Raw genomic sequence first — 19,723 nt, forward strand, 5'->3', positions numbered from 1 at the left:
CTTCATCACACGACATCAAAGGACAATCCATGGGGCAGGTATTCTCGATGGTTCGCGACGGATTGGTGAGCCTTGCATCCCGCATGGGCACTGATCGCGACAAGGCGGCATCGGTTTTCTACACGCAGCCTATCCTGACGGACGAACAGATCATCGCCGCCTATCGCGGCTCCTGGCTGCCGCGCAAGATCATCGACATTCCGGCTCTCGATAGCTGCCGGAAATGGCGAAACTGGCAAGCTGCGAGCGATCAGATCGGCTCGCTCGATGCGGAGGAACGCCGGCTTAATCTGCGCGGTAAAGTGCTGGAAGCCTCAACGAAAGCACGGCTTTTCGGTGGTGCCGCTCTTTTTATCGGGTCCGAGGATGGCGATCCGGCACGGCCGTTGGAGATGGAGCGGATCGGAAAGGGTGGCCTCAAGCATTTGACGGTGCTCACGCGTCGCCAATTGGCGGCCGGCGATATTGATAGTGATCCAACCTCGGAATGGTATGGCAAGCCCAAATTCTACGCGCTGACCGGTGCCAACGGTGTGCAGGTGACCATCCATCCCTCTCGGCTCGTCATCTTCAAAGGTGCGATGACGCCGCATGAAGAGTTTGGTGGAGCGGGTAGTCAGCCTTGGGGCGAAAGCGTGCTGGCCGCGACTTTCGATGCGATCAAGAATGCCGACAGCACGGCCGCCAATATCGCCAGCCTGGTCTTCGAGGCCAAGATCGACATCATCAAGGTTCCGCAATTCTCGGCCAATATCGGCAATCAGGCCTACGAAGATGCCGTGCTGCGTCGCTATGCACTCGCCAACACCATAAAAGGGGTCAACGGCACACTGATCCTTGACGCCGAGGAGGAATACGACAGCAAGAGCGCGCCTCTCTCTGGTCTCACGGATATTCTGATGGCTTTCCTGCAAATCGTTGCTGGCGCGGCTGACATTCCGGTCACGCGATTGCTGGGTCAGTCTCCCGCCGGCATGAATGCGACGGGCACGGCCGACATGAAGAATTATCACGATCGCATCCAGGCCATTCAGGAGCTTGACTATACGCCGGCAATGTCCCGGCTTGACGAGTGTCTCATCCGCTCTGCCACCGGTTCGCGCGATCCCGCCATCTATTCGACCTGGGCGCCGCTCGAGCAGATGAGTGAGAAGGAGCGGGCAGATATCTTCAAGACGAAGGCTGAGGCGGCGCGCGCCTTGTTTGGCTCAACTCAGGGAGAGGAAATCATTCCTCGCCAAGCGCTTGCAAAGGCATTGTTGAATACCTTTGTGGAGGATGGATCGCTGCCGGGTTTGGAGACGGCAGCAAAGACATCCAGCCAATCGGATGAGGTCGAGCAATTCAAAACGGATCCCCGTGCGACCTAACGAACCGACGACGTCGCGCCGTCGACGCGATGGACCCGCTTTGCCTCGGTGAGTGGCTTTAACCTGAACCAGATTGGCTTCAGCCAGGAGAAATCCCAACATGAATTTCACAGACACAGTCACCGTCGCGGGGACGCGGCGGACGGGGGACGGCTATCTCGTGGCCGATGCCCGCATCGCCCGCACCGGCATTCAAACATATGCAGGTGCGGAGATCGGCAAGCCGGAAATGCCGACCGTGCGCGTCTATCGCGCAGGGACCGAAGTTTTCTCCGAGGACACGCTCAAGAGTGCGGCTCATCGTCCGGTGACACATGAGCATCCGCCCGAGATGGTCACCTCGGAAAATTGGAAGAAATACGCCGTCGGCCAGACCGGAGACGAGATTGCCGGCGAGGGCATCTTCCTTCGCGTGCCGCTGATGGTCAGCGACGAGGAAACGATCCAAGCCATTGAAAGCGGGAAACAGGAGCTTTCCGCCGGTTACGTTTGCGATGTCGATTTCACCGCCGGCATAACGCCTGCTGGCGAGGCCTATGACGCGATCCAGCGAAATATTCGCATCAACCATATCGCCATTGTGCGCCGTGGCCGGGCGGGCTCGAAAGTCCGCATCGGCGATGCTGCCGCACCGTGGGGCTGCTCTCCTCTCGCAGCCCCACGCCCCCTTTCCCATGACAAGCAAAGCAAGGAAGGAATGATGCCCACAAAGACGATCATGATCGATGGTGTCGAGATCGAAGTTTCCGATCAGGCCGCAGAGATCATCACGACATTGCAGCAGCGCCTTGCTTCCGCCGAGGCCGGCCATCAGAAGGCGATTGCCGTCCGAGATGCCGAGCTTGATACGCTGAAAGCCGCTCTTCTCGACGAAGCGGAGATCGAGCGCCGCGCTGAGGCGCGCGCCGATCTGATCGGCCTTGCCAAGGCGATTGCCGATAATATCCAGACATCCGGTCTTTCGGACGCTGCCATCCGCAAAGCCGTCGTGATCGCCAAGGCAGGCGAGGGAGCCGTCCAGGGCCGATCAGAGGCCTATATCGATGCCCGCTTCGACATGCTGGCCGAAGGACTACGCAAGAAGCCGGATCTTTTTGCTGATGCCATCAAGGACGGCATCAGCCCGACGCAGCCATCCACATCCCTAGCCTTTGCCGCCTACGCCGCCATGGTGCACGATCTCGAGAGCGCGCATCTGGCTGCCAACCCCTCTTAACCAGGTCAACGAAAAGGAGACGCTTCAATGGCGACTTATCAGACCACCTATGGAAACGCTCCTCGGAAGGGCCTGCACGGGCAGATCGCTTCTGAGGAAAAGGCCAATAAGATCAGCCGCACGGTCGAAACCGTTGCCGGTATCAAGTTCGGGCAGCCCGTTCAGCGCGGCCTTGCCGATCATGGCGTGGCACCCTTTGCCGCGGGTGGCAAGTTCATCGGCATTGCCGTGCTGACGCCGAGTGTGCTGCCCGATGTGGCTCCCGCCGGCGGCTATGCTCAGTTCGTCACCGGCGCATTCCTGACCTCCGGTCAGATGTATGTACGGGCCGGCGGCGCGGTCTCGGATGGTGATGCCGTCTACTACAATCCCACGACCGACGCCTACGTCAACGCAGCCGGCACCGGCATCGTCGGCCCCATTCCCGATTGTTTCTTCGATACGAGCGGCAGCAACGGCGACATCGTCGAAATCTCGCTCAAGCACAGGAGCGCCTAATCCATGAACCAATTCGTTCGACAGCAGTTTGCTGACGCCCAGGCCGCTTATTCCTTCGTCATTGCGCAGGGACGCAATATCGAGACGCGCATCTATCAGCGCCGCTATCCGACTTTCAATTACGGCCTCCATATCCCGGTCGTCACCGAAGGCAATGAATGGGCTTCCGGCACGACCTTCTTCACCGTCGACAGCGCCGGCGAGGCGAAGTTCCTCTCGGCTGCTGGCACAGACATGCCGTTCAGCCAGTCGACCCGCGACAGCGCCAGCCATGATTTCGCGATGATCGGCTCGGGCTGGGAGTGGAACCTCGAAGAGGTCAACCAGGCCGCCCTCTACAATCTCGATCTCAATGCTTCCAACGCCATTTTCGCCGCCGATAAGATCGAGCGCCTGCTCAATTCCGTCGCCATGACCGGCTCGACGGAAAAGGGCTGGACCGGTTTCGTCAACGATCCGAAGGTGTCGCGCGTCGATGTCGCTGCCGATGGCACAGGCGGCTCGACCCACTGGTCCGCCAAGACGGCCGACCAGATCCTGCGCGACGTCAACGATCTTATCGGCGGCGTGCGGCAGCGGACCGGCGAAGTCGAGTGGATCGACAGCCTGCGCCTGCCGCCGGAAGCCTTCCGGCTGATCGCCACCAAGCGGCTTGCCGACGGCGACGGCTATATCACCGTTCTGGATTTCCTGCGTCGCGGCAATGTCTATACGGCCGAGACGGGCCAGCCGCTCGACATCCAGCCGCTGCGTGAGCTTGCGACAGCCTCACAGGATGGCGGCGGCCGCATGGTCGTCTATCGCCGCGATCCGGAAGTGCTGCGCTTCCACCTGCCGATGCCGCGCCGTGTGCTGCAGCCGCGCCAGAAGTCGATCATGAGCTTCGAGACCGGCATCATTGCCCGCACCGGCGGCACCGAAGTGCGCCTGCCGGCCGCCGTCGCCTATGGCGACGAGATCACGGCTGCGGCCTGACGCTGATTGTCCTCTCTCCGCTTCGCGCGGGGAGAGGGCATCTGTCTTCCCAACGATCGACACGGAGCTTTCATGTCCGCATCCTTTTATGGCACGCTTGGCGCCGCCGATGCCTATTTTGTCGAGCGTGCCAATGCCTCCTGGGCTTCGGCCAGCGACGGCGATCGTCTGGCGGCGCTGGTGCGTGGATCGCAGGCCGTCGACGGCCTCTATGAGCCAAAATTCAGCGGGCGGCGAACCGGGGGCTATGATCAAGCCTTGTCCTGGCCTCGAAGCGAGGCGACGACGGTGAATGGTGAAGCGATCACTGACGATGCACTGCCGTTGGTCGTGACTTACGCAGCCTATGAAGCGGCGGCGCTCGAGCTTGCGGAGCCGGGCAGCCTGACGCCAGTTATCGTCGCGGCTCGCACGGTGAAGCGCGAGAAGGTGGGACCGCTGGAGACGGAATATGCCGTTGCCGACACGAGCGACGACATGATCGCGTCCGCGAGGCCAGTGCTGACCATGCTTGATGGGCTGCTCTATCCACTCCTGCGTCCGGTACTCCCCGGCATTCTGGTGGTGTGATGGCCGCTTTCGATTACGACAAGGCGCGATCGACCGCCGAGCATTTGATCGCCAAATTTGGTCAGAGGGGTAGTCTGCGGCGCATCACGAATTCAGGTCCGGACTATAATCCGGTTCAGGCGAGCGAGGATTTTCCGTGTTCGTTCGTCGATCTCGATCGGAGCCAGGTGAATGTGGCTGACACACTCATCCAGCGTGGGGATCGCATGATCTATCTGTCGACCGAGGGGCTATCGATCACGCCGACATTGGCCGACAAGGTGCTGATCGGCGGAGTCGAACATTCGATCGTCGATATCCAGCCGCTATCGCCGGGTGGGGCCGTCATCTTTTGGCAGCTGCAGGTGCGGCGATGAAGGCGCTGGTGCGTTTCAAGACGATCCTGACGCTTTGGCTGCTGGCGCGAGTCATTCTACTGCTGAACCGGCTTTCACCATTGCCGGGGATTGAGAGGAGTGGCGGAGCGAAGGCGGAATCCCAAACCGCCAGACCTGCAGTTCGCGCTCGTTACGGCCATCTCACTCTTTTGAATTTCGAGCGGCGTGGCTCTTCACCGGGCAACGCCGCCGACGACGCATAAGCTTATCAAGAGGCAAATCGATATGGCTTCCTCTAATTTTTCCGCTGATATCGCCGCCTGGGCCGAACGGACCAAGAAGCGCATGGAAGAGGTGGTGAACCTTTCCACGCAGCGGTTGGCCGAGGCAATCGTCGAGGCGACGCCTGTAGCCTCCGGCGAACTTGTCAATTCCTTCCGGGTCTCCACCCCGCCACGGCAAAGGGGGGATGCGGAGGGATCTGATGAAGGCCAGCCGGTCGATCTGGCCGGTCTCGGCGTGCCACTGGGCGGCATGATCCATATGGGTTTCACCGCGCCGCACGCCGCTGCCGTCGAATATGGCAAGGACGGACAGACGGGGCAGGGCATGGTGCGGCTTTCGGCGCGCCAATGGCCCGATATCGTCGAGCGCGCCGCGCGCGACTCGGCGGACTGATCCCTCGAAATCTCAACAATCTAGACAAGGTGACGCATGGCGACGGCGACGGACGCTCTCATTCTGGCTGCGCTGCTGGACCATCTGGCCGCACTCCAATTTCAGCCACCATTGCCGGTGGCGCAGCCGGGCATTGCCTTTCCGCCGGCGGGGCAAGAAAAGCCGGATAACTATCTGGCCGTCAGCTACCTGCCCAACCGCCCCCGGCAGGTGACGCTCGGCGATGATCCGCAGCAGAAGCTCGGGCTTCTGCAGGTTTCCGTCTATTGGAAGGCCGGCGGCGGGCTGATCAAGCCACTCGATGTCGCCGGCCAGGTCATCGACCATTTCAACAACAAGACGCTGTTCGCCTCTGGCGTGAAGATCACGATCAGTGGCGAGCCGTGGGCCGCAGGCCCGATCCAAGAGGATGACCGGGTGCAGATACCGGTCACCATTCCCTACACCGCCTTTGAACCGGAGACATGATCCATGGCGAACAAAAGCACGAAGAAGGGCTCGAAAGTCTACGTATGCGAGACGCCCCAGAATACCGATCTCACGGCCACCGCCTATGCCGCGCTGACCTGGGTGCAGGTGGGCAAGGTCGGCAAGGTCGGCGATTTCGGCTCGGACTCCACCATCAACCACTACGATACGCTGGATGAGCCGGTGCAGCAGAAGCAGAAGGGCGTTTCCAACGCCGGCGATCCGGAGCTCGAAGTCGCCTCCATCGCCGACGATCCGGGCCAGGATATCCTGCGCGCCTTCGGCGATCCCCTTAACGTCAACAACATGGCGATCAAGGTGGAGCGCAACGACGCGCCGCAGGGCAAGACCAACACTGTGTTCTATTCGCGCGGCGTCGTTTCCGGCCCGCTTTATCCCGGCGGCGGCTCCGACGATTTCGATCTGGAAAAGTTCAAGATCGGCCTCAACCAGCTGCCGATCCGCGTCGATCCCGTCACCACGCCGTAAGCGCGATCTTTCGGAACCTTACGCGCGTCGCTCTCCCGCGGCGCGCGGTCACTCTCACATGTCCCAACCGATAAGGTGTTTCCTTGGATATCTCCAGTCTCGTCAATTCCGAAGATCTCTTCGAGCTGCAGCTCCTGCATCCGGCCACCGAGGAGCCGCTCGGCATCTCCTTCATGATCCGCTCTGCCGAGAGCAACGAGGTGAAGAAGATCGTTCGCCAGCATAGCGACCGCTTCCTCGCCAGCCGCAAGAAGAAGCTGACCACCAGCAAGGTCGAGGCCGAATATCTCGACAAGGCCGCCGCCGCCATCGCTTCCTGGAGCTGGGGCGAGCAGCAGTGGAAGGGCGAGCAGCCGGTGCTCTCCTTCGAGAAGGCCCGCGAAGTCGTCGAGGAAGCCGGCTGGATCTACGATCAGGTGGCCGGCGCCTCGGAGGACCGCGCAAATTTTATGAAGAGCTTGCCGAAGGGCTTTCAGAAGCCGTAGGGGTCGTCGCACGCTATGATTGCGTGCGCGACGCCAACGGCGAGACCCGGCGCGAACGCAACGAGGCCTTCGAGCTTTTAAGCCCGGAGGTCGAGGTGCCGGAGGCCGGCCATGCGCTCTGGGATTGGTTTTGGGATCTGCGTTCGGCGCAGGCTCCCGGCTTTTCCGGCCCGGCGCCGCTCTCCCATCAGGGAATGCTGGCCTGGCTGCAGCTGACCGGCAACCTGCTGCGCCGGGAAGACATCGCCGTGCTGAAGGCGATGGACGGGCGCTATTGCCAGGCGGTGGAGGAGGAGACGGAGGCGATCAGGGCGCGGGAGGCGGGGTAGGTTTTAGGAAGCGACTTCAAATGCATCAACCAAAGAGCCACCTGAATGTATCGCGAACCCATCCCGCATAAGGGGCAATTGGTTTCAATTCTCTCTGCAATTCTTCCACAGTTCGGGAAGGGGTATGGCTAAAGTCCCTAAGTATCTCAGAATCACTGGTGGAATCGGTTTTAAAGATGGAAACCCCACCCGCTGATATTTTGGAAATGCTGCCATCAATGGACAGATATTGACAAGTAATTGCTCTGGTAACCTTTTCCGCTTTCGTATTCAGCACGTTAAAGTTTATGGTTGCGGTATAGAGCATAGGCTTTATCGAGCCTTCATCAAATCTCTCCAGAAAAAAGCTTCGTATGTCGGGGCTTTGTTTGTACTCTTCTTCCAGGTCACCTCTGGTGCCCAGCCTCTCGTTAAAGAAGAACCTGTTGCGCTCATAGGTGGAAGATGCCGCGAGATATTCTTTAAGACGGGCCTCGCAAGCGGTCACGATCGGCGGATCAAAGATGCCAAAGCTGTAGATCAACAACAACGCGGCAAGCACTGCAATCACACTGGAAATCAGCTTCATTAAAACTCCCGGGAGTAGCTTCGCGGCATTCTCTCGTATGAAATCAAAAGGTGGTCCAGTGACAGATATCGCAACTCTCGATTTGCTTTCGCTTGAAGTAGACAGCCAACGCGGCCAGCCAAAGTTCTATGGATTTTCAGGGTGCGTAAAATCGATATAGTTCTTTTGTGCGGTCTGCAGGTCGTGGTTTACGGTTGAGATATTCCACACGCATCCCTCGATATCCTCTTTCCGACCGAGCTTCTTTTCACTCTCGATAAACTTTTCAAGTCTGTCTACTTGTTGTGCCGCCTTTTCCGGTGACGCGCCGATCTGCTGGAGCGCCTTCTCGGCATACGTCCGAATTGCGTTGTAGTATGTCGTGCCAAGCGCATCGCGGCATTGATAAGCAATCATGAAACTCACGTTCACACCATCGATGACTTTACCGGCCAGCTGAAGACGCTTGTGCTCGTCGTTAGCTAAGACTTGTGTGTTGATTGTGCACACGAAGAATGCAGCCAGAAGTAGTTTAAGCCTCATCGTCGCCTCCGCTTTTCTCAAAGTTGCGTCTCCAACCACTCCGCGTTTGTTTTGCCGTCGACGATTACATAGAGACGGTCCGCTCTGGAGGTGTCTTCATTGTCAGTTGGATACTGACATATGGTGGTCCCGCGAATTGGTGTGCCATAGGCGTTGGGAGCATCGTAAGTTATAAGAACCTCAAACATCCGAGGTTTTACACGGCCTCGGTCAAAATCCTTCATCCTGGCTCCCTGGATGAGCGGCCCATATTCGTCCCCAGCCAGATAGCGTTTGTAGTCGTCGCGGCTGAGAGGCTCTTGGGATTCCTTGATTTCGATCCGCTTGTATCCTGCCGGCGCTAAAAGTCTCAATTTCAAAACTTCTTCGCACACGGTCACCAATTTCGATTCAGAAGAGCTACAACCGCCAGTGGCTGGCAGCAAAAGAGCCACGCTGACCAATCTCCACAATCTTATCACGAAATCCCCCATTCAAAGCGCAGGGTTGTATTTCGCATGTTTTGAAAAGGCATGCCAGTGGCAGATGTTGCGATATTGATTACCGAACCGGTCGCAAACTGTCACTTAACGACGAGCGGCTATTCGGAATTTTGATATTGACAGATCTAACTGTCTTTGGGCCGCTTGCAACTCTTGGAGGCAACGCTCTGCTGCTCTTGCGGGAAGCTTCTTCTGCTCACGACGAAAAGTCTTTATTTGTTCATCGACAATATTCGCCGCTCTATCTCGTGAATTGCGAATAGCTTGAGGATTATCCATCGGGCCTAGAGAGGAAAATGCTTGTACTGTTCTTTCCCGCGCAAGATCATAAAAAGAGGCGCCGATGGCGTCTTGGCAAATATACGCAACACCCAAGTAAATTATGCCCTGCGTACCAACCTCCTCAGCTGCTTTGCTTGCTGCTGTTCGGTCAGCGTCCTCCGCATAGACACTACTCGCGACCATGAATGCCGCTATAAATAAAAACACGCGCATAAAATATCCCCGGTTGAATCAACCATAAGACGATAGCGTACAATTCAAACAAAAGGAAAGCCTATGACGGACGTTGCTACGTTAAGTCTTGTGGTTGCTATTTCTAGCGTTTCCCAAGCGATTGTCGAAGTTGACAATCTGTCCGGAGCCTCGAAACGAGCGCAGGGAACCGTGGCGGGACTGGAGGGCGCATCGCGACGCGCGGCTGGTGCTGCTTCTGCCGCAGCCGCGGCCTACGAAAAACAAGGAAAGGCGGCCCTCAAAGCCTCTACGCAAGTTCAAGTTTATCTAAGCGCCATAAGCCAAAATGCGAACGGTTCACCAGCTTCCAAACAAGTTGAGAACTACGCCGATAGCTTGGAAAAAAGTAAGAAAAGCGCTTCAGATGCATCCAAAGAAGCTACCGAACTCGCCTCGAGCCTTATAGACGTTGCAAAGGCAGCCGGGAATGGCGATAGCGTTCTGAAAATTTTAGCTGACAAAGGGCCAGGGATTGCAAAATCTCTGGGATCTGAAGGGGCTGCCGGTGGGCTGAAGAAGCTTGGGGCGGCCTTTTTGACAGTCATTTCCCCAACCAGCCTGTTGGCGGCAGCTGTGACCGGGTTAATCGCCATAGGCGTTCAAATGGTCGATTGGCCTAAACTCGCAGAAACAGCCCTCAAAGGACTTGCCAGCATCTTGCAGGCGATTGCTCCCTACGCCTTGCTTGCCGCGGCTGGACTAGCCCTGGTCTACGCACCAGCAATTCTTGCTGGCTTGGCGGCCCTTCCGAGTGCAATTCTAACGATAACTTCAGCACTCTGGAGCCTAGCAACGGCAATCTATGCAACAGTTGGCTTGCCGGTGCTTCTGGTCGCCGGATTTGTCGCAATTGTTGCGGCGGCGGTTATCTTCAGAGATGAGCTTACGAAATATCTCGGTGTCGATATTGTCGGAGCAGCCAAGACTGGTGTGAACTTTATCATAGGTAGCTTTGTTGCCGCCTATCATGACATCGAAATCCTCTGGAGCAATTTCCCGGACATTATTGTTGCTGCGGCTACAGGTGCCGCAAATGCGGCAATTGGGGCGACGAACAGTATCATTCAATCGGGTATTGACGGCATAAATGCGCTTATTAGAGGCTTACAGCAGATTATGAGTTTCGTTGGCGCAGACAAAGCAGCCCAATACTTTGGCTTTAGTGGCACACTGAAGGAACTCGATCCATTCAAAGGAATGGGGCCGATAAGCGACGGTGGTGCAGCAGATCGTCTACGCAAAGTGCTTGATGATCGCAATGAGCAGATCCAAAAGGATCTCAACGCTGATCATATAGGAAATATCGTGACAAACATTGGTCAAGCTACCTCGACTGTGGGCAACAAGTTCAAGGAGATCGCTGATGGCTTCACAAAATCAGACAGGAAGGCGATGGGAGCAGTAAGCGGTGCAGGGCAAGTCGTCTCCAGGCCGGTAACTAGCGCTCCTACTTCAGATTCATATGGTAGTATCGTAGCGGACGCTAACAAGCGCATTGCCTCGCTCCAACAGGAGCAAGCAGCACTTGGTATGACGGAGCAAGCGGCAGCAAAAATGCGCAATGAAACTGAGTTGTTGAACAAGGCTCAGGAGAAAAATATCGCGCTTACACCCGAACAGAAGACGGAGCTTGGTGGCCTGGCGGAAAAGATGGCCTCCGTCGAGGCGGCAACAAAGAGCGCTCGGGAGGCGATGGATTTTGCCAAGGATCTCACGAAGGGCTTTATCTCAGATCTCAAAAGCGGCTTGAAAAACGGTGAATCCTTTTGGAAGTCTTTCAGCACGGCTGCTGTGAACGCGCTGAACAAGATTGCGGATAAGCTCCTTAATGATGTTTTGGATAGCCTGTTCAAGGTCAATAGTGCGGCGAGTGGCGGCGGTGGAGGGGGCGGCTTTCTCAGTGGCCTTCTTGGGATCTTCGGGTTTGGCGGCGGGAGCAGTGGCGGCAAGTTCGATCTGGCGACGGGTGCGAATGCCCCGATCCCGATCCCACGTCCTACATTTGCAAACGGCGGCTATACCGGCCCTGGCGGCAAGCATGAGCCCGCGGGCATCGTTCATGCCGGCGAGGTCGTCTGGAGCCAGAAGGATATTGCCCGGGCGGGCGGGGTCGGCGTCGTCGAGGCGATGCGGCTTGGCCGGCGCGGCTATGCCGATGGCGGCGTGGTCGGCGAGGGCGGGCCGCAATTGCTGCGGGCGCAGCCGGATGCTGCCGTTCCCGTCCGTCGCCTCAGGGCCGACAACCAGAACGATGCCTCCGGCTCCGCTTCCGGCGTGCATGTCACGGTCGGCGTTTCCGTCGATGAGGACGGCAATCTGAAGGCTTATGTGAAGAATGTCGCGCAATCGGAAGCGCAGAGTTCGACGCGGCAGGGGCTGAATGATTTCAATCAGCAGCTTCCCGACCGCGTCGCGCAGATCAACCGCAATCCCCGGAGGCGCTGATGGCCGTTTCCTATCCTTACAGCCTGCCGGCCTTTGCCGATCTCCTGAAGATCTCCAGCATCGTCTGGGACATTCAGCGCAATGACGAGCTTTCCGGCTCCGGCGATGGCCGGGTCTGGCAGGCGGAGCTGGCGCCGCCGCTCTGGACCGGCACGGTAACGCTCTCCGACATGTACAATGCGGAGGCGAAACAGATCGCCGCCCGCATCCGCAAGCTACACGGCGCCCAGGAGGCGCTTTTTCTTTATGATCCGCTGTCGAAATATCCGCAGGCCGACCCCGACGGGACGAAGCTCGGGAGCGCTGCGGTCAGCGTCGCGGCACTCGGGGCTGACAATGCCTCGCTCAGCCTCAAGGGTCTGCCGGCTGGTTATCGGCTGACAGTCGGCGACAAGATGCAGGTCGGCTATGGCGGCCGCTATGCCTTTCTCGAAATTTCGGAAACGGTTGATGCCAGCGGGCACGGGATAACGCCCGTCTTCGGCGTCTTCCCGCATCTGCCGGCCGGCTTTGCCGCCGGTCTCGGCGTGACGCTGCTGCTGCCGGCCTGCAAATGCCTGGTCATGCCGGGCAGCCACAATCCCGGCACCGCGAGCGGCCCGATCACCACGGGCGCAACCTTCAAGATCATCCAGAAGAAATAGACGATGAAAAACATCACCTCCGCCTTCTTCGCGGCGCTGACCGGCGCGCGCGACAAGGGGCTTGTGCCCCGTCGTTTCGTATGGATCACCGGCAAGGATATCGCCAGCGGCGCGCCCGCTTCGATCGGCCTCTGGACCGGCGACGACGATATCAACATCACCGTTACCTCCGGTGTTACCGGTCTGCCGGAGGCGCGGACCTATTATGGCGGCCTCAATCTGCAGGTGAGTCCGATCCCGCGCACGGCCGATCTGACGATCCAGACCGTGACCATCACCATCGGCCAGATCGCGCCCGCCGTGCAGCAGCTCGTGCGCGGCTACGATCTGCGACTGGCACCGATCGAAATCCACGACATGTCGTTCGATACCGGCACGCGCCTACCGAGTGCCGCACCGGAAATCGCCTTTCTCGGCATTGCCGATGGCGCGCCGGTTAAGACGCCGGCCGTGGGGCAGGATGGGGATATCGAGATTTCAGCCATCTCCGCCGCCATCGCCATGCTGGAGCGCACCAACCCGGCCAAATCCTCCTATGAAGGCCAGAAGCGCCGCAGCGGCGATGAATTCGGCCTTTATTCCAGCACCGTCGCCAATTGGCAGATCCCATGGGGGCAGAAATGAACAGCGATCTTGTCAGGGTCAAGAACTGGCGCGCCTGCTTCGTCGCCGAGATCGACCGGCTGAAGCGCACGCCCTTTGTCTGGGGTAGCCATGATTGCGGTCCGGGTCTTGCCGGCAATCTGGTGCTGGCGATCACCGGCGTCGATTGCGCCGCCCAGTTTCGCGGCGAATATTCGACCGCTGCCGGCGCGCTGAAGACGATGAAGGCGGCGGGCTTCGACAACCTTGCCGATCTCGTCGCCAGCATGCTGCCGGAGATCCATCCGAGCGAAGCCGGTATCGGCGATATCGCCGCCATCCCGCATGAAGGCCCCTTCGGCTACGCACTCGGCGTCGTCAATGGCGAGCGCGTCTTCGTGCTGCGCGAGACCGGGCTGGGCACTGTCGACCTGCTCGACGCCAAGCGGGCCTTCAAGGTCGGCTAATCCACCGTCTCATCATCATTTTCATCTCTGACCGGTGACAAGTCGGCGCAGCTTTGGTTGCGACGGCCTTTTTCCATGCGCCAATCGAGGTCGTCCGATCCATGAAATATCTCATCCTGCTTCTGAACGTCCTCAGCTTCTGGCTGATGGCGGATGCGGCGCATGCCGGTCCTCTCGTTGGTGCCATTGGCGCAATTGCGGGGCTTCTGCCGATGGGGACTATCGGCAAACTGTTCTTGACGGTTGCCATCAACATCGGCCTATCGCTGATCGAAAAGGCGATGGCAAAGAAAGATAAGCCGCAACCGGCCGGAACGAAGCTCGAGATCAGCATGGGGGACGATCATGCGATGTCCTTCATCATCGGCAGCTACGCGACCGCCGGCAAGCGCAAATATGCCGGCACCTGGGGCGAGGACGGCAAGACGCCAAACGCCTATTTCACCGATGTCATCGAAATTGGCAGCCTTCCCAACCGCGCCGGCGAACGCGGCCTGACCAGCATCTGGATCGACGACCAGAAGGTCGGCGTGCTCTGGGAGGAGCCACACCCGGACGGCCGCGGTTTCCCGGTTCTGCAATATCGCGTCAAGGGCAAGGACTATCTCTGGATCAAGTTCCTCGACGGCACGCAGACGAGCCCCGATCCCTTTCTAACGGCCAAATTCGGCGCCCATGCGGCGCGGCCCTGGAAGCCGACGATGATCGGTCGCGGCTGCCAAGTCGTCATCCTGACCTCGCGCTATAACACCGAACTCTTCAAGGGCGTCCCCGCCGGCCTTTTCGAGCCGCACCCACTGCCGCTCTACGACGTCCGCAAGGATTCCTCGGTCGGCGGCAACGGTGCGCATCGCTGGGCCGATCCTTCGACCTGGGAGCCTAGCACCAACCCGGCTGTGATGACCTACAACCTTGCCCGTGGTGTCTACTACGGGTCGGAATGGGTCTATGGCGGCCAGAACATCGGTGCCTTCTGCCTGCCGGCGGCGAACTGGATGGCAGCGGCGAATGCCTGCGACGCGTCCGTCCAGCTCGACGGCGGCGGCAGCGAGCCAGCTTTCCGTGCCGGCTACGATATCCAATGCGATCAGGAACCGCTCGATGCCATTTCCGAACTGTTGAAGGGCTGCAACGGCCGCATCGCGGAAGTCGGCGGCATCTTCAAGATGCTTGTGGGAACGCCGGGTGCGGCAGTCTATTCTTTCACGGATGACGATATCATCGTCACGGAAGAGCAGGATTTCCAGCCATTCCCGTCGCTTTCGGCAACTTATAACGCCATCGAAGCCACCTATCCGGAGCCAGCGGAAAAATGGGCCACGAAGGACGCGCCGGGCCGCTATAATGCCGATCTCGAGGCGCAGGACGGTAATCGGCGCCTGCCGGCGCAGGTTCAGTTGCTCGCCGTACCCTTTGCCAACCAGGTGCAGCGCATTGGCCTGGCGATGATCCAGGATTACCGGCGCTTTCGCGTACACCAGGTATCGCTGCCGCCGGATGCCTATCCTCTGGAGCCGAATGACGTCGTTTCCTGGTCGTCGGATCGCAACGGCTATGACGAGAAGAAGTTTCTCGTCGTCAAAGTCGAGCCGCAGTCCAATTTCTTGATCGTCGTCACGCTGAAGGAAGTTGACCCGGCCGACTACGACTGGCATCCAGGCCTGCAATTGCCCACTGCGATCGGCTGGCTCGGCCCTATCACGCCGCCGTCGCAGCCGATGATCGGCTGGACCGTGGAGCCGTCAACCATCAAGGATGCGGGCGGCATTGATCGCCGCCCGGCAATCAAGATCAGCTGCGCACCGGATCTCGATGACGTCGCTGGCGTTTGGGTGCAGGTGCGGCTTAAGGAAACCGGCGACGTTGTCTTAGATAGCGACAGCAACCCGTATGCCTCGCCATATTCCTGGGTGATCTCAGGAAACTGGATGATCTCCAATACCGATTACGAGGCGCGCGGCCGGTACCTTCCGAAGTCGAACCGGGCAACGGACTGGTCGGCGTGGCTGACGGTGAAGACGCCGAATGTCCTCATTCAGACGGCCGATGTTCTCGATGGTGCAATCATCCAGTCGAAGATCGCCGATGCTGCCGTCACGGCTGCAAAGATCATGGATCAGGCCGTTTCCGATCTAAAGCTGGCCGATCAGGCGGTTTCGACGGCTAAGCTGCAGGTCGCGGCCGTCACGGCCGACGTGCTGGCGAGCAGCGCGGTGATCTCCACCAAGCTTGCCGATGGTGCGGTGACCGCCGCCAAGCTCGCCCAGGGCGCGGTGGACGCGACAAGCCTTGCCAGCAGCATCAAGGCCGTCGAAGTCGTTTCCAGTCTACCGACGACCGGCAATGTCGAAGGCCGGCAGGTGTTTCTGACGACGGACGGCAAGCTCTATCGCTATCATAATGGCGCATGGACCACCGCCGTTGCCGCGATCGATATCAATGGCACCTTGAACAGCGCGCAGATCGCCGATAACGCCATCACGATCGACAAGCTTGCGGCCAATGCCGTGGACGCGACGAAATTCGCTTCCGGCATTCGGCCGGTTGAGATCGTTGCGAGCCTGCCGGCGACGGGTAATGTCGAGGGACGAACGGTCTATCTGACGACCGACGATAAGCTCTATCGCTACACGGGTAGCGCCTGGACGGCGGCGACGGCGGCGGGCGATATCGCCGGGCAGATCGTCGGAACGCAGATCTCCGATGGAGCGATTTCGACGCCGAAGCTTGCAGCAGGCTCGGTCACCACCAATGCGCTTGCAGCCGGCGCTGTGACCGCCGACAGGATCGCCGCCAACAGCATCACGGCCGGTCAGATCGCGGCCGGCGCGATCGGCGCGCAACAGATCGCCGCGAAAGCCATCACCGTCGATAAGCTCCTTGTCGGCAACTTCGACAACATCATCGACAATGGTTTCTCTCAGGGCAACATGGCGAGCTGGATCGCCACCGGCATGCAGAGCTACTATTTGGAGACAGGGAGCAGCCCCTTGCAGGGAACGTGGCAGGTGTCGTGCGATGCCAGAGATCAGTTGCTGATGCGGTCCCCGCTGCTGAAGGTCAACCCCGGCGAAAGCTATAATCTTTCGGTTTGGTTTTATAACACGGACCCGGCCAATGACGCCTTTATGGGCGTGTACGTCAAAGATCAGTCGGGTGCTGCTATTCTGCCAAATTGGCTCGCCGTCGGCGCTAGCAACGCGACAAAGAATGCATGGACCTACCTGTCCGCGAACTTCACCGTTCCGGCTGGCGTGTATCAGCTGCAGCCCATGTTCGGCGTTGCCAAGGCGGCCGCAAATGGCAGCAACTGCGTATGGGGAAAGCCCAACATGCGCCGCGCCTCGGGCGCTGAGCTGATCGTTGATGGTGCGGTGACAGCGACTAAGATTGCAGCCGGTTCGGTTTCGACCGACAAGCTTGCGGTCGGCTCGGGCAAGAACCTCTTGCAGAATGCCAGCTTCACGATGGGACTGGATTGCTGGGCAATTATCTATACCAGCGGCGTGATACCGGGCCTGTCGCTTGCTCTTCGACCACCGGGCCAACCTTGGTCTGGCGCAAACAACCCGACGCTGGTGCTTTATCAGGCTAGCGGTCCCACCGGCTTTTATGCGGATGTTCAATGGAAGCGCCCTGATGGCAACGGGCTGCCGGGCGCTCTGCCGCTTGCCGTACCCTGCGCGGCCGGAGAATGGCTCGAGTTGACCGCGTATATTTCCGCCCATCGCTGCAAGGTGGAGATGCGCATCCAATGGGTGCGGGCTGACGGTACTGTTACAGGTTATACCGCCCCTGCAATGAATGACGGCGTTGGCGGAAGCAGCATCAATCCGGACCTCTGGCTTCGCTTGCGAGCGATTGGCGCGGCTCCGGCCGACGCCGTTGCAGCCGCTCTTCATCTGCGCAAGCTCGACACCTATAACGGCCAGACGGACAGCTACATGTTCGTCAACAAACCGATGCTTTGCCGCATCCCGGCCGGCGCGACGGAAGCGACGCCGTGGAGCGACGGCGGTATCGTTCTGATCACGGGCAGCGGGATCATCGCGAACGCCGTCACGGCCGACAAGATTGCTGCCAATGCTGTGACGGCCGGCAAGATCGCCACCAATGCCGTGACTGCCGGCACCATCGCCGCCAACGCGGTCACGGCCGGCACGATCGCGGCCGGTGCTGTCTCGGCAGCACAGATCGCGGCCAGTGCCATCACCGCCGACAAGCTCGGCGCTGGCTCGGTTTCGACCCAAGCGCTCGCGGTCGGAACGGGCGGCAATTACCTGACGAATTCGGACCTGAATGCTGGCCTTACCGGCTGGGCATATGAGTGGTCCAACGAATGGGCAAGCTTCCGTCTCGCGCTGCGCACGGACAACTATGCGCCGCTCCCCGGCGCGATCGAGATCTATCAGGGTAATAGCAATCAGGGCGTCGAGTACGGCGTCACTCAAGTCGATGCTTATGGCAACGCCCGCTATTTCCCGGTCAAAGCGGGCGGTTGGTACGAGCTGTCCGTCTATTACTTCGGTCATCGCTGCAATGGCGTGCAGCCCTATCTTGGGGTTTATGACGCCAACGACAATCTGATCAGCTATCCATCATGGGGCGTGTTTCCGGCCGCGCAGAACTTCGATCCGCAGAAGAACCTCGCCAATTACCAGCGGTTTTGGGGCAAGGTCCAGATGCCGGCGAATGCGGTCAAGGTTCGCGTCTTCTTCCGAATGAAGGGGACGATTGCCAGTCAGAACGATAGCTATCTTTGGCTGACCCGCATGTACTTCGGGGAAGCTAATCCCAATCAGACTGAGGCGACACCGTGGAGCGACGGAAGCGCCACTTTGATTTTGGGCGGCAATATCGTCACGAATGCGATTACCGCAGACAAGATCACCGCGAACGCTGTGACGGCTGGCAAGATTGCCGCCAATGCGGTCACGGCCGGCACAATCGCGGCCGGTGCAGTCACCGCCACCACGATCGCGGGCAGCTCGATTACCGGCGACAAGCTTGCCGCCAACACGATCGGCGCAGACCAGATCGCGGCAAATGCCATTACCGCCAAACAGCTCGTGCTAACCGACTTCTCCAATATCGCGGACAATGGTTGGCAGACCGGGACGTTGGATGGCTGGACCGTTCAAAACCAGCAGGCCTTCTATCTCGATACGGACTCCGGCGACGTGGCCGGCTGGGTGCTGCAGTCGCTCGGCCGCGACTGCGCGCGGTCCAACTCCATCACCGTAACGGCGGGCGAAGTCTATGCCTTCGATGTCTGGGTTTACAACACTGACTCGAACGCCGCGAACATCTTAGCCGCAGTCCAGACACCCTCTGGCACGTGGGGTTTCACCGCCGTGACGGGCACCACCGTTAAGAACGGATGGGTGCGTCTGCAGGGCCGCTACACCGTGCCGAGCGGCTACACCAAGCTCGCAATGCTGCTTCAGGTGGAAAGGACGGCGGGAACTGGTGGCTCGTGCTATTGGTCGAAGCCTGTCATGCGCCGCGCCGTCTCGGCCGAGCTGATCGTGGATGGGGCGATCACCGCGAACAAGATCGCGGTCAACAGCCTCGATGCGATCACCGCCAACCTCGGCGCGGTCAATATCAGCTCGGCCGTCATAGGCTCGTTGCAGGTCGGAACCAGCAATATTCAGGGCGGCGCGGTCACTGCCGTGTCAGCCGGCCGCAATGGTGCTGGCCAGACGATCGGTGCAGGCCAGACGGTCAATCTAGCCGCCTGCGGCATTACAGTCGCGGGCGACGGCCGCGTGGTGATCAGCGCCATGACTCTCGGGCAGTTCAATCAGAACGGCGGCAGCCAGAACTCCCAGCCAATCGGGTGCAACATCTTCCGCGACGGCACCGCGATCTTTAGCCAGACCTATTATCTCGGCGTCGTTCAAACCGTCGTCAGCGGCACAGGCGGCCAAAACGGAGGCACCTCTCAGACCACCTACACAGCTGGCCTGGTTGCCGTTCCGGCTCTCTATGACGCTCCCGGCGCGGGCTATCACACTTACACGCTGCAGATCTACTGCCCAGGCAACACCATCGTCTGGAACGAAAGCAACATCATCGCAACAGCGTTCAAGAGGTAGC

Annotated in this window: 21 protein-coding genes; 17 read left to right on the top strand and 4 right to left on the bottom strand. The window is 59.3% G+C overall.

Features of this window, described 5'->3' with window-relative positions:
* Window positions 1-29 precede the first annotated feature (29 nt).
* From AC13QE_RS06210 to AC13QE_RS06265, 12 genes are all read left to right on the top strand, one after another.
* A complete protein-coding gene (locus AC13QE_RS06210; protein WP_488483039.1) occupies window positions 30-1,370 on the top strand; it encodes a DUF1073 domain-containing protein in 1,341 nt (446 codons plus the stop codon).
* A 100-nt stretch (window positions 1,371-1,470) separates the two neighbouring features.
* Complete coding sequence (locus AC13QE_RS06215; RefSeq protein ID WP_488483040.1) at window positions 1,471-2,586, top strand: DUF2213 domain-containing protein; 1,116 nt, start codon at window positions 1,471-1,473, stop codon at window positions 2,584-2,586.
* A gap of 27 nt (window positions 2,587-2,613) precedes the next feature.
* Window positions 2,614-3,084 carry a structural cement protein Gp24 gene (locus tag AC13QE_RS06220; RefSeq protein WP_488483041.1) on the top strand — a complete coding sequence of 157 codons (471 nt, stop codon included), beginning with the start codon at window positions 2,614-2,616 and terminating at the stop codon, window positions 3,082-3,084.
* Between the two features lie 3 nt (window positions 3,085-3,087).
* Window positions 3,088-4,059 (top strand): DUF2184 domain-containing protein, encoded by a 972-nt coding sequence (locus AC13QE_RS06225; protein ID WP_488483042.1) that lies wholly within the window; start codon window positions 3,088-3,090, stop codon window positions 4,057-4,059.
* Window positions 4,060-4,131: 72 nt separating this feature from the next.
* Window positions 4,132-4,629 carry a DnaT-like ssDNA-binding protein gene (locus AC13QE_RS06230; protein WP_488483043.1) on the top strand — a complete coding sequence of 166 codons (498 nt, stop codon included), beginning with the start codon at window positions 4,132-4,134 and terminating at the stop codon, window positions 4,627-4,629.
* Entirely contained in the window at window positions 4,629-4,985 is a 357-nt protein-coding gene (locus AC13QE_RS06235) for a hypothetical protein (protein WP_488483044.1), read from the top strand. The genes AC13QE_RS06230 and AC13QE_RS06235 overlap by 1 nt, the downstream gene beginning before the upstream one ends.
* Window positions 4,982-5,209, top strand: coding sequence for a hypothetical protein (locus AC13QE_RS06240; protein WP_488483045.1), 228 nt, complete (start codon window positions 4,982-4,984; stop codon window positions 5,207-5,209). Before AC13QE_RS06235 ends, AC13QE_RS06240 begins: the two co-directional genes overlap by 4 nt.
* A gap of 22 nt (window positions 5,210-5,231) precedes the next feature.
* Window positions 5,232-5,624 carry an HK97 gp10 family phage protein gene (locus AC13QE_RS06245; RefSeq protein WP_488483046.1) on the top strand — a complete coding sequence of 131 codons (393 nt, stop codon included), beginning with the start codon at window positions 5,232-5,234 and terminating at the stop codon, window positions 5,622-5,624.
* A gap of 36 nt (window positions 5,625-5,660) precedes the next feature.
* The gene (locus tag AC13QE_RS06250) at window positions 5,661-6,092 is read left to right on the top strand and encodes a phage tail terminator-like protein (RefSeq protein WP_488483047.1); all 432 of its coding nucleotides are present in this window, start codon (window positions 5,661-5,663) and stop codon (window positions 6,090-6,092) included.
* Window positions 6,093-6,095: 3 nt separating this feature from the next.
* Window positions 6,096-6,581: a hypothetical protein gene (locus tag AC13QE_RS06255; RefSeq protein WP_488483048.1), complete on the top strand. Its 486-nt coding sequence runs from the start codon at window positions 6,096-6,098 to the stop codon at window positions 6,579-6,581.
* A gap of 83 nt (window positions 6,582-6,664) precedes the next feature.
* The gene (locus tag AC13QE_RS06260) at window positions 6,665-7,066 is read left to right on the top strand and encodes a hypothetical protein (protein WP_004116243.1); all 402 of its coding nucleotides are present in this window, start codon (window positions 6,665-6,667) and stop codon (window positions 7,064-7,066) included.
* Window positions 7,067-7,089: 23 nt separating this feature from the next.
* Complete coding sequence (locus tag AC13QE_RS06265; RefSeq protein ID WP_488483049.1) at window positions 7,090-7,395, top strand: phage tail assembly chaperone; 306 nt, start codon at window positions 7,090-7,092, stop codon at window positions 7,393-7,395.
* 25 nt (window positions 7,396-7,420) lie between these two features.
* Here the strand turns inward: AC13QE_RS06265 and AC13QE_RS06270 are convergent, their stop codons facing one another.
* From AC13QE_RS06270 to AC13QE_RS06285, 4 genes are all read right to left on the bottom strand, one after another.
* A complete protein-coding gene (locus AC13QE_RS06270; protein ID WP_132717054.1) occupies window positions 7,421-7,963 on the bottom strand; it encodes a hypothetical protein in 543 nt (180 codons plus the stop codon).
* A 126-nt stretch (window positions 7,964-8,089) separates the two neighbouring features.
* Window positions 8,090-8,485 carry a hypothetical protein gene (locus AC13QE_RS06275; protein ID WP_488483050.1) on the bottom strand — a complete coding sequence of 132 codons (396 nt, stop codon included), beginning with the start codon at window positions 8,483-8,485 and terminating at the stop codon, window positions 8,090-8,092.
* A gap of 17 nt (window positions 8,486-8,502) precedes the next feature.
* Window positions 8,503-8,919 carry a hypothetical protein gene (locus AC13QE_RS06280; RefSeq protein ID WP_132717052.1) on the bottom strand — a complete coding sequence of 139 codons (417 nt, stop codon included), beginning with the start codon at window positions 8,917-8,919 and terminating at the stop codon, window positions 8,503-8,505.
* Window positions 8,920-9,051: 132 nt separating this feature from the next.
* Window positions 9,052-9,462 (bottom strand): hypothetical protein, encoded by a 411-nt coding sequence (locus AC13QE_RS06285; protein WP_132717051.1) that lies wholly within the window; start codon window positions 9,460-9,462, stop codon window positions 9,052-9,054.
* Window positions 9,463-9,525: 63 nt separating this feature from the next.
* Between AC13QE_RS06285 and AC13QE_RS06290 the strand changes: the two genes are divergently transcribed.
* The 5 genes from AC13QE_RS06290 (at window position 9,526) to AC13QE_RS06310 (ending at window position 19,722) form a co-directional block, all read left to right on the top strand.
* Window positions 9,526-11,928, top strand: a complete 2,403-nt coding sequence (locus tag AC13QE_RS06290; RefSeq protein WP_132717050.1) for a phage tail length tape measure family protein — start codon at window positions 9,526-9,528, stop codon at window positions 11,926-11,928.
* The gene (locus tag AC13QE_RS06295) at window positions 11,928-12,572 is read left to right on the top strand and encodes a hypothetical protein (protein WP_132717049.1); all 645 of its coding nucleotides are present in this window, start codon (window positions 11,928-11,930) and stop codon (window positions 12,570-12,572) included. Before AC13QE_RS06290 ends, AC13QE_RS06295 begins: the two co-directional genes overlap by 1 nt.
* A gap of 3 nt (window positions 12,573-12,575) precedes the next feature.
* The gene (locus AC13QE_RS06300) at window positions 12,576-13,196 is read left to right on the top strand and encodes a hypothetical protein (protein ID WP_132717048.1); all 621 of its coding nucleotides are present in this window, start codon (window positions 12,576-12,578) and stop codon (window positions 13,194-13,196) included.
* Window positions 13,193-13,621: a DUF6950 family protein gene (locus AC13QE_RS06305; RefSeq protein WP_488483051.1), complete on the top strand. Its 429-nt coding sequence runs from the start codon at window positions 13,193-13,195 to the stop codon at window positions 13,619-13,621. Before AC13QE_RS06300 ends, AC13QE_RS06305 begins: the two co-directional genes overlap by 4 nt.
* Window positions 13,622-13,722: 101 nt before the next feature.
* The gene (locus AC13QE_RS06310) at window positions 13,723-19,722 is read left to right on the top strand and encodes a phage tail protein (RefSeq protein ID WP_488483052.1); all 6,000 of its coding nucleotides are present in this window, start codon (window positions 13,723-13,725) and stop codon (window positions 19,720-19,722) included.
* Window position 19,723 lies beyond the last annotated feature (1 nt).

This window comes from Martinezella sp. CNPSo 3957, assembly GCF_057784395.1.

Coding starts and splice junctions, on each gene's coding strand:
- AC13QE_RS06210 (WP_488483039.1), top strand. CDS start 30: ATGGGGCAGGTATTCTCGATGGTTCGCGACGGATTGGTGAGCCTTGCA.
- AC13QE_RS06215 (WP_488483040.1), top strand. CDS start 1,471: ATGAATTTCACAGACACAGTCACCGTCGCGGGGACGCGGCGGACGGGG.
- AC13QE_RS06220 (WP_488483041.1), top strand. CDS start 2,614: ATGGCGACTTATCAGACCACCTATGGAAACGCTCCTCGGAAGGGCCTG.
- AC13QE_RS06225 (WP_488483042.1), top strand. CDS start 3,088: ATGAACCAATTCGTTCGACAGCAGTTTGCTGACGCCCAGGCCGCTTAT.
- AC13QE_RS06230 (WP_488483043.1), top strand. CDS start 4,132: ATGTCCGCATCCTTTTATGGCACGCTTGGCGCCGCCGATGCCTATTTT.
- AC13QE_RS06235 (WP_488483044.1), top strand. CDS start 4,629: ATGGCCGCTTTCGATTACGACAAGGCGCGATCGACCGCCGAGCATTTG.
- AC13QE_RS06240 (WP_488483045.1), top strand. CDS start 4,982: ATGAAGGCGCTGGTGCGTTTCAAGACGATCCTGACGCTTTGGCTGCTG.
- AC13QE_RS06245 (WP_488483046.1), top strand. CDS start 5,232: ATGGCTTCCTCTAATTTTTCCGCTGATATCGCCGCCTGGGCCGAACGG.
- AC13QE_RS06250 (WP_488483047.1), top strand. CDS start 5,661: ATGGCGACGGCGACGGACGCTCTCATTCTGGCTGCGCTGCTGGACCAT.
- AC13QE_RS06255 (WP_488483048.1), top strand. CDS start 6,096: ATGGCGAACAAAAGCACGAAGAAGGGCTCGAAAGTCTACGTATGCGAG.
- AC13QE_RS06270 (WP_132717054.1), bottom strand. CDS start 7,963: ATGAAGCTGATTTCCAGTGTGATTGCAGTGCTTGCCGCGTTGTTGTTG.
- AC13QE_RS06275 (WP_488483050.1), bottom strand. CDS start 8,485: ATGAGGCTTAAACTACTTCTGGCTGCATTCTTCGTGTGCACAATCAAC.
- AC13QE_RS06285 (WP_132717051.1), bottom strand. CDS start 9,462: ATGCGCGTGTTTTTATTTATAGCGGCATTCATGGTCGCGAGTAGTGTC.
- AC13QE_RS06290 (WP_132717050.1), top strand. CDS start 9,526: ATGACGGACGTTGCTACGTTAAGTCTTGTGGTTGCTATTTCTAGCGTT.
- AC13QE_RS06295 (WP_132717049.1), top strand. CDS start 11,928: ATGGCCGTTTCCTATCCTTACAGCCTGCCGGCCTTTGCCGATCTCCTG.
- AC13QE_RS06300 (WP_132717048.1), top strand. CDS start 12,576: ATGAAAAACATCACCTCCGCCTTCTTCGCGGCGCTGACCGGCGCGCGC.
- AC13QE_RS06305 (WP_488483051.1), top strand. CDS start 13,193: ATGAACAGCGATCTTGTCAGGGTCAAGAACTGGCGCGCCTGCTTCGTC.
- AC13QE_RS06310 (WP_488483052.1), top strand. CDS start 13,723: ATGAAATATCTCATCCTGCTTCTGAACGTCCTCAGCTTCTGGCTGATG.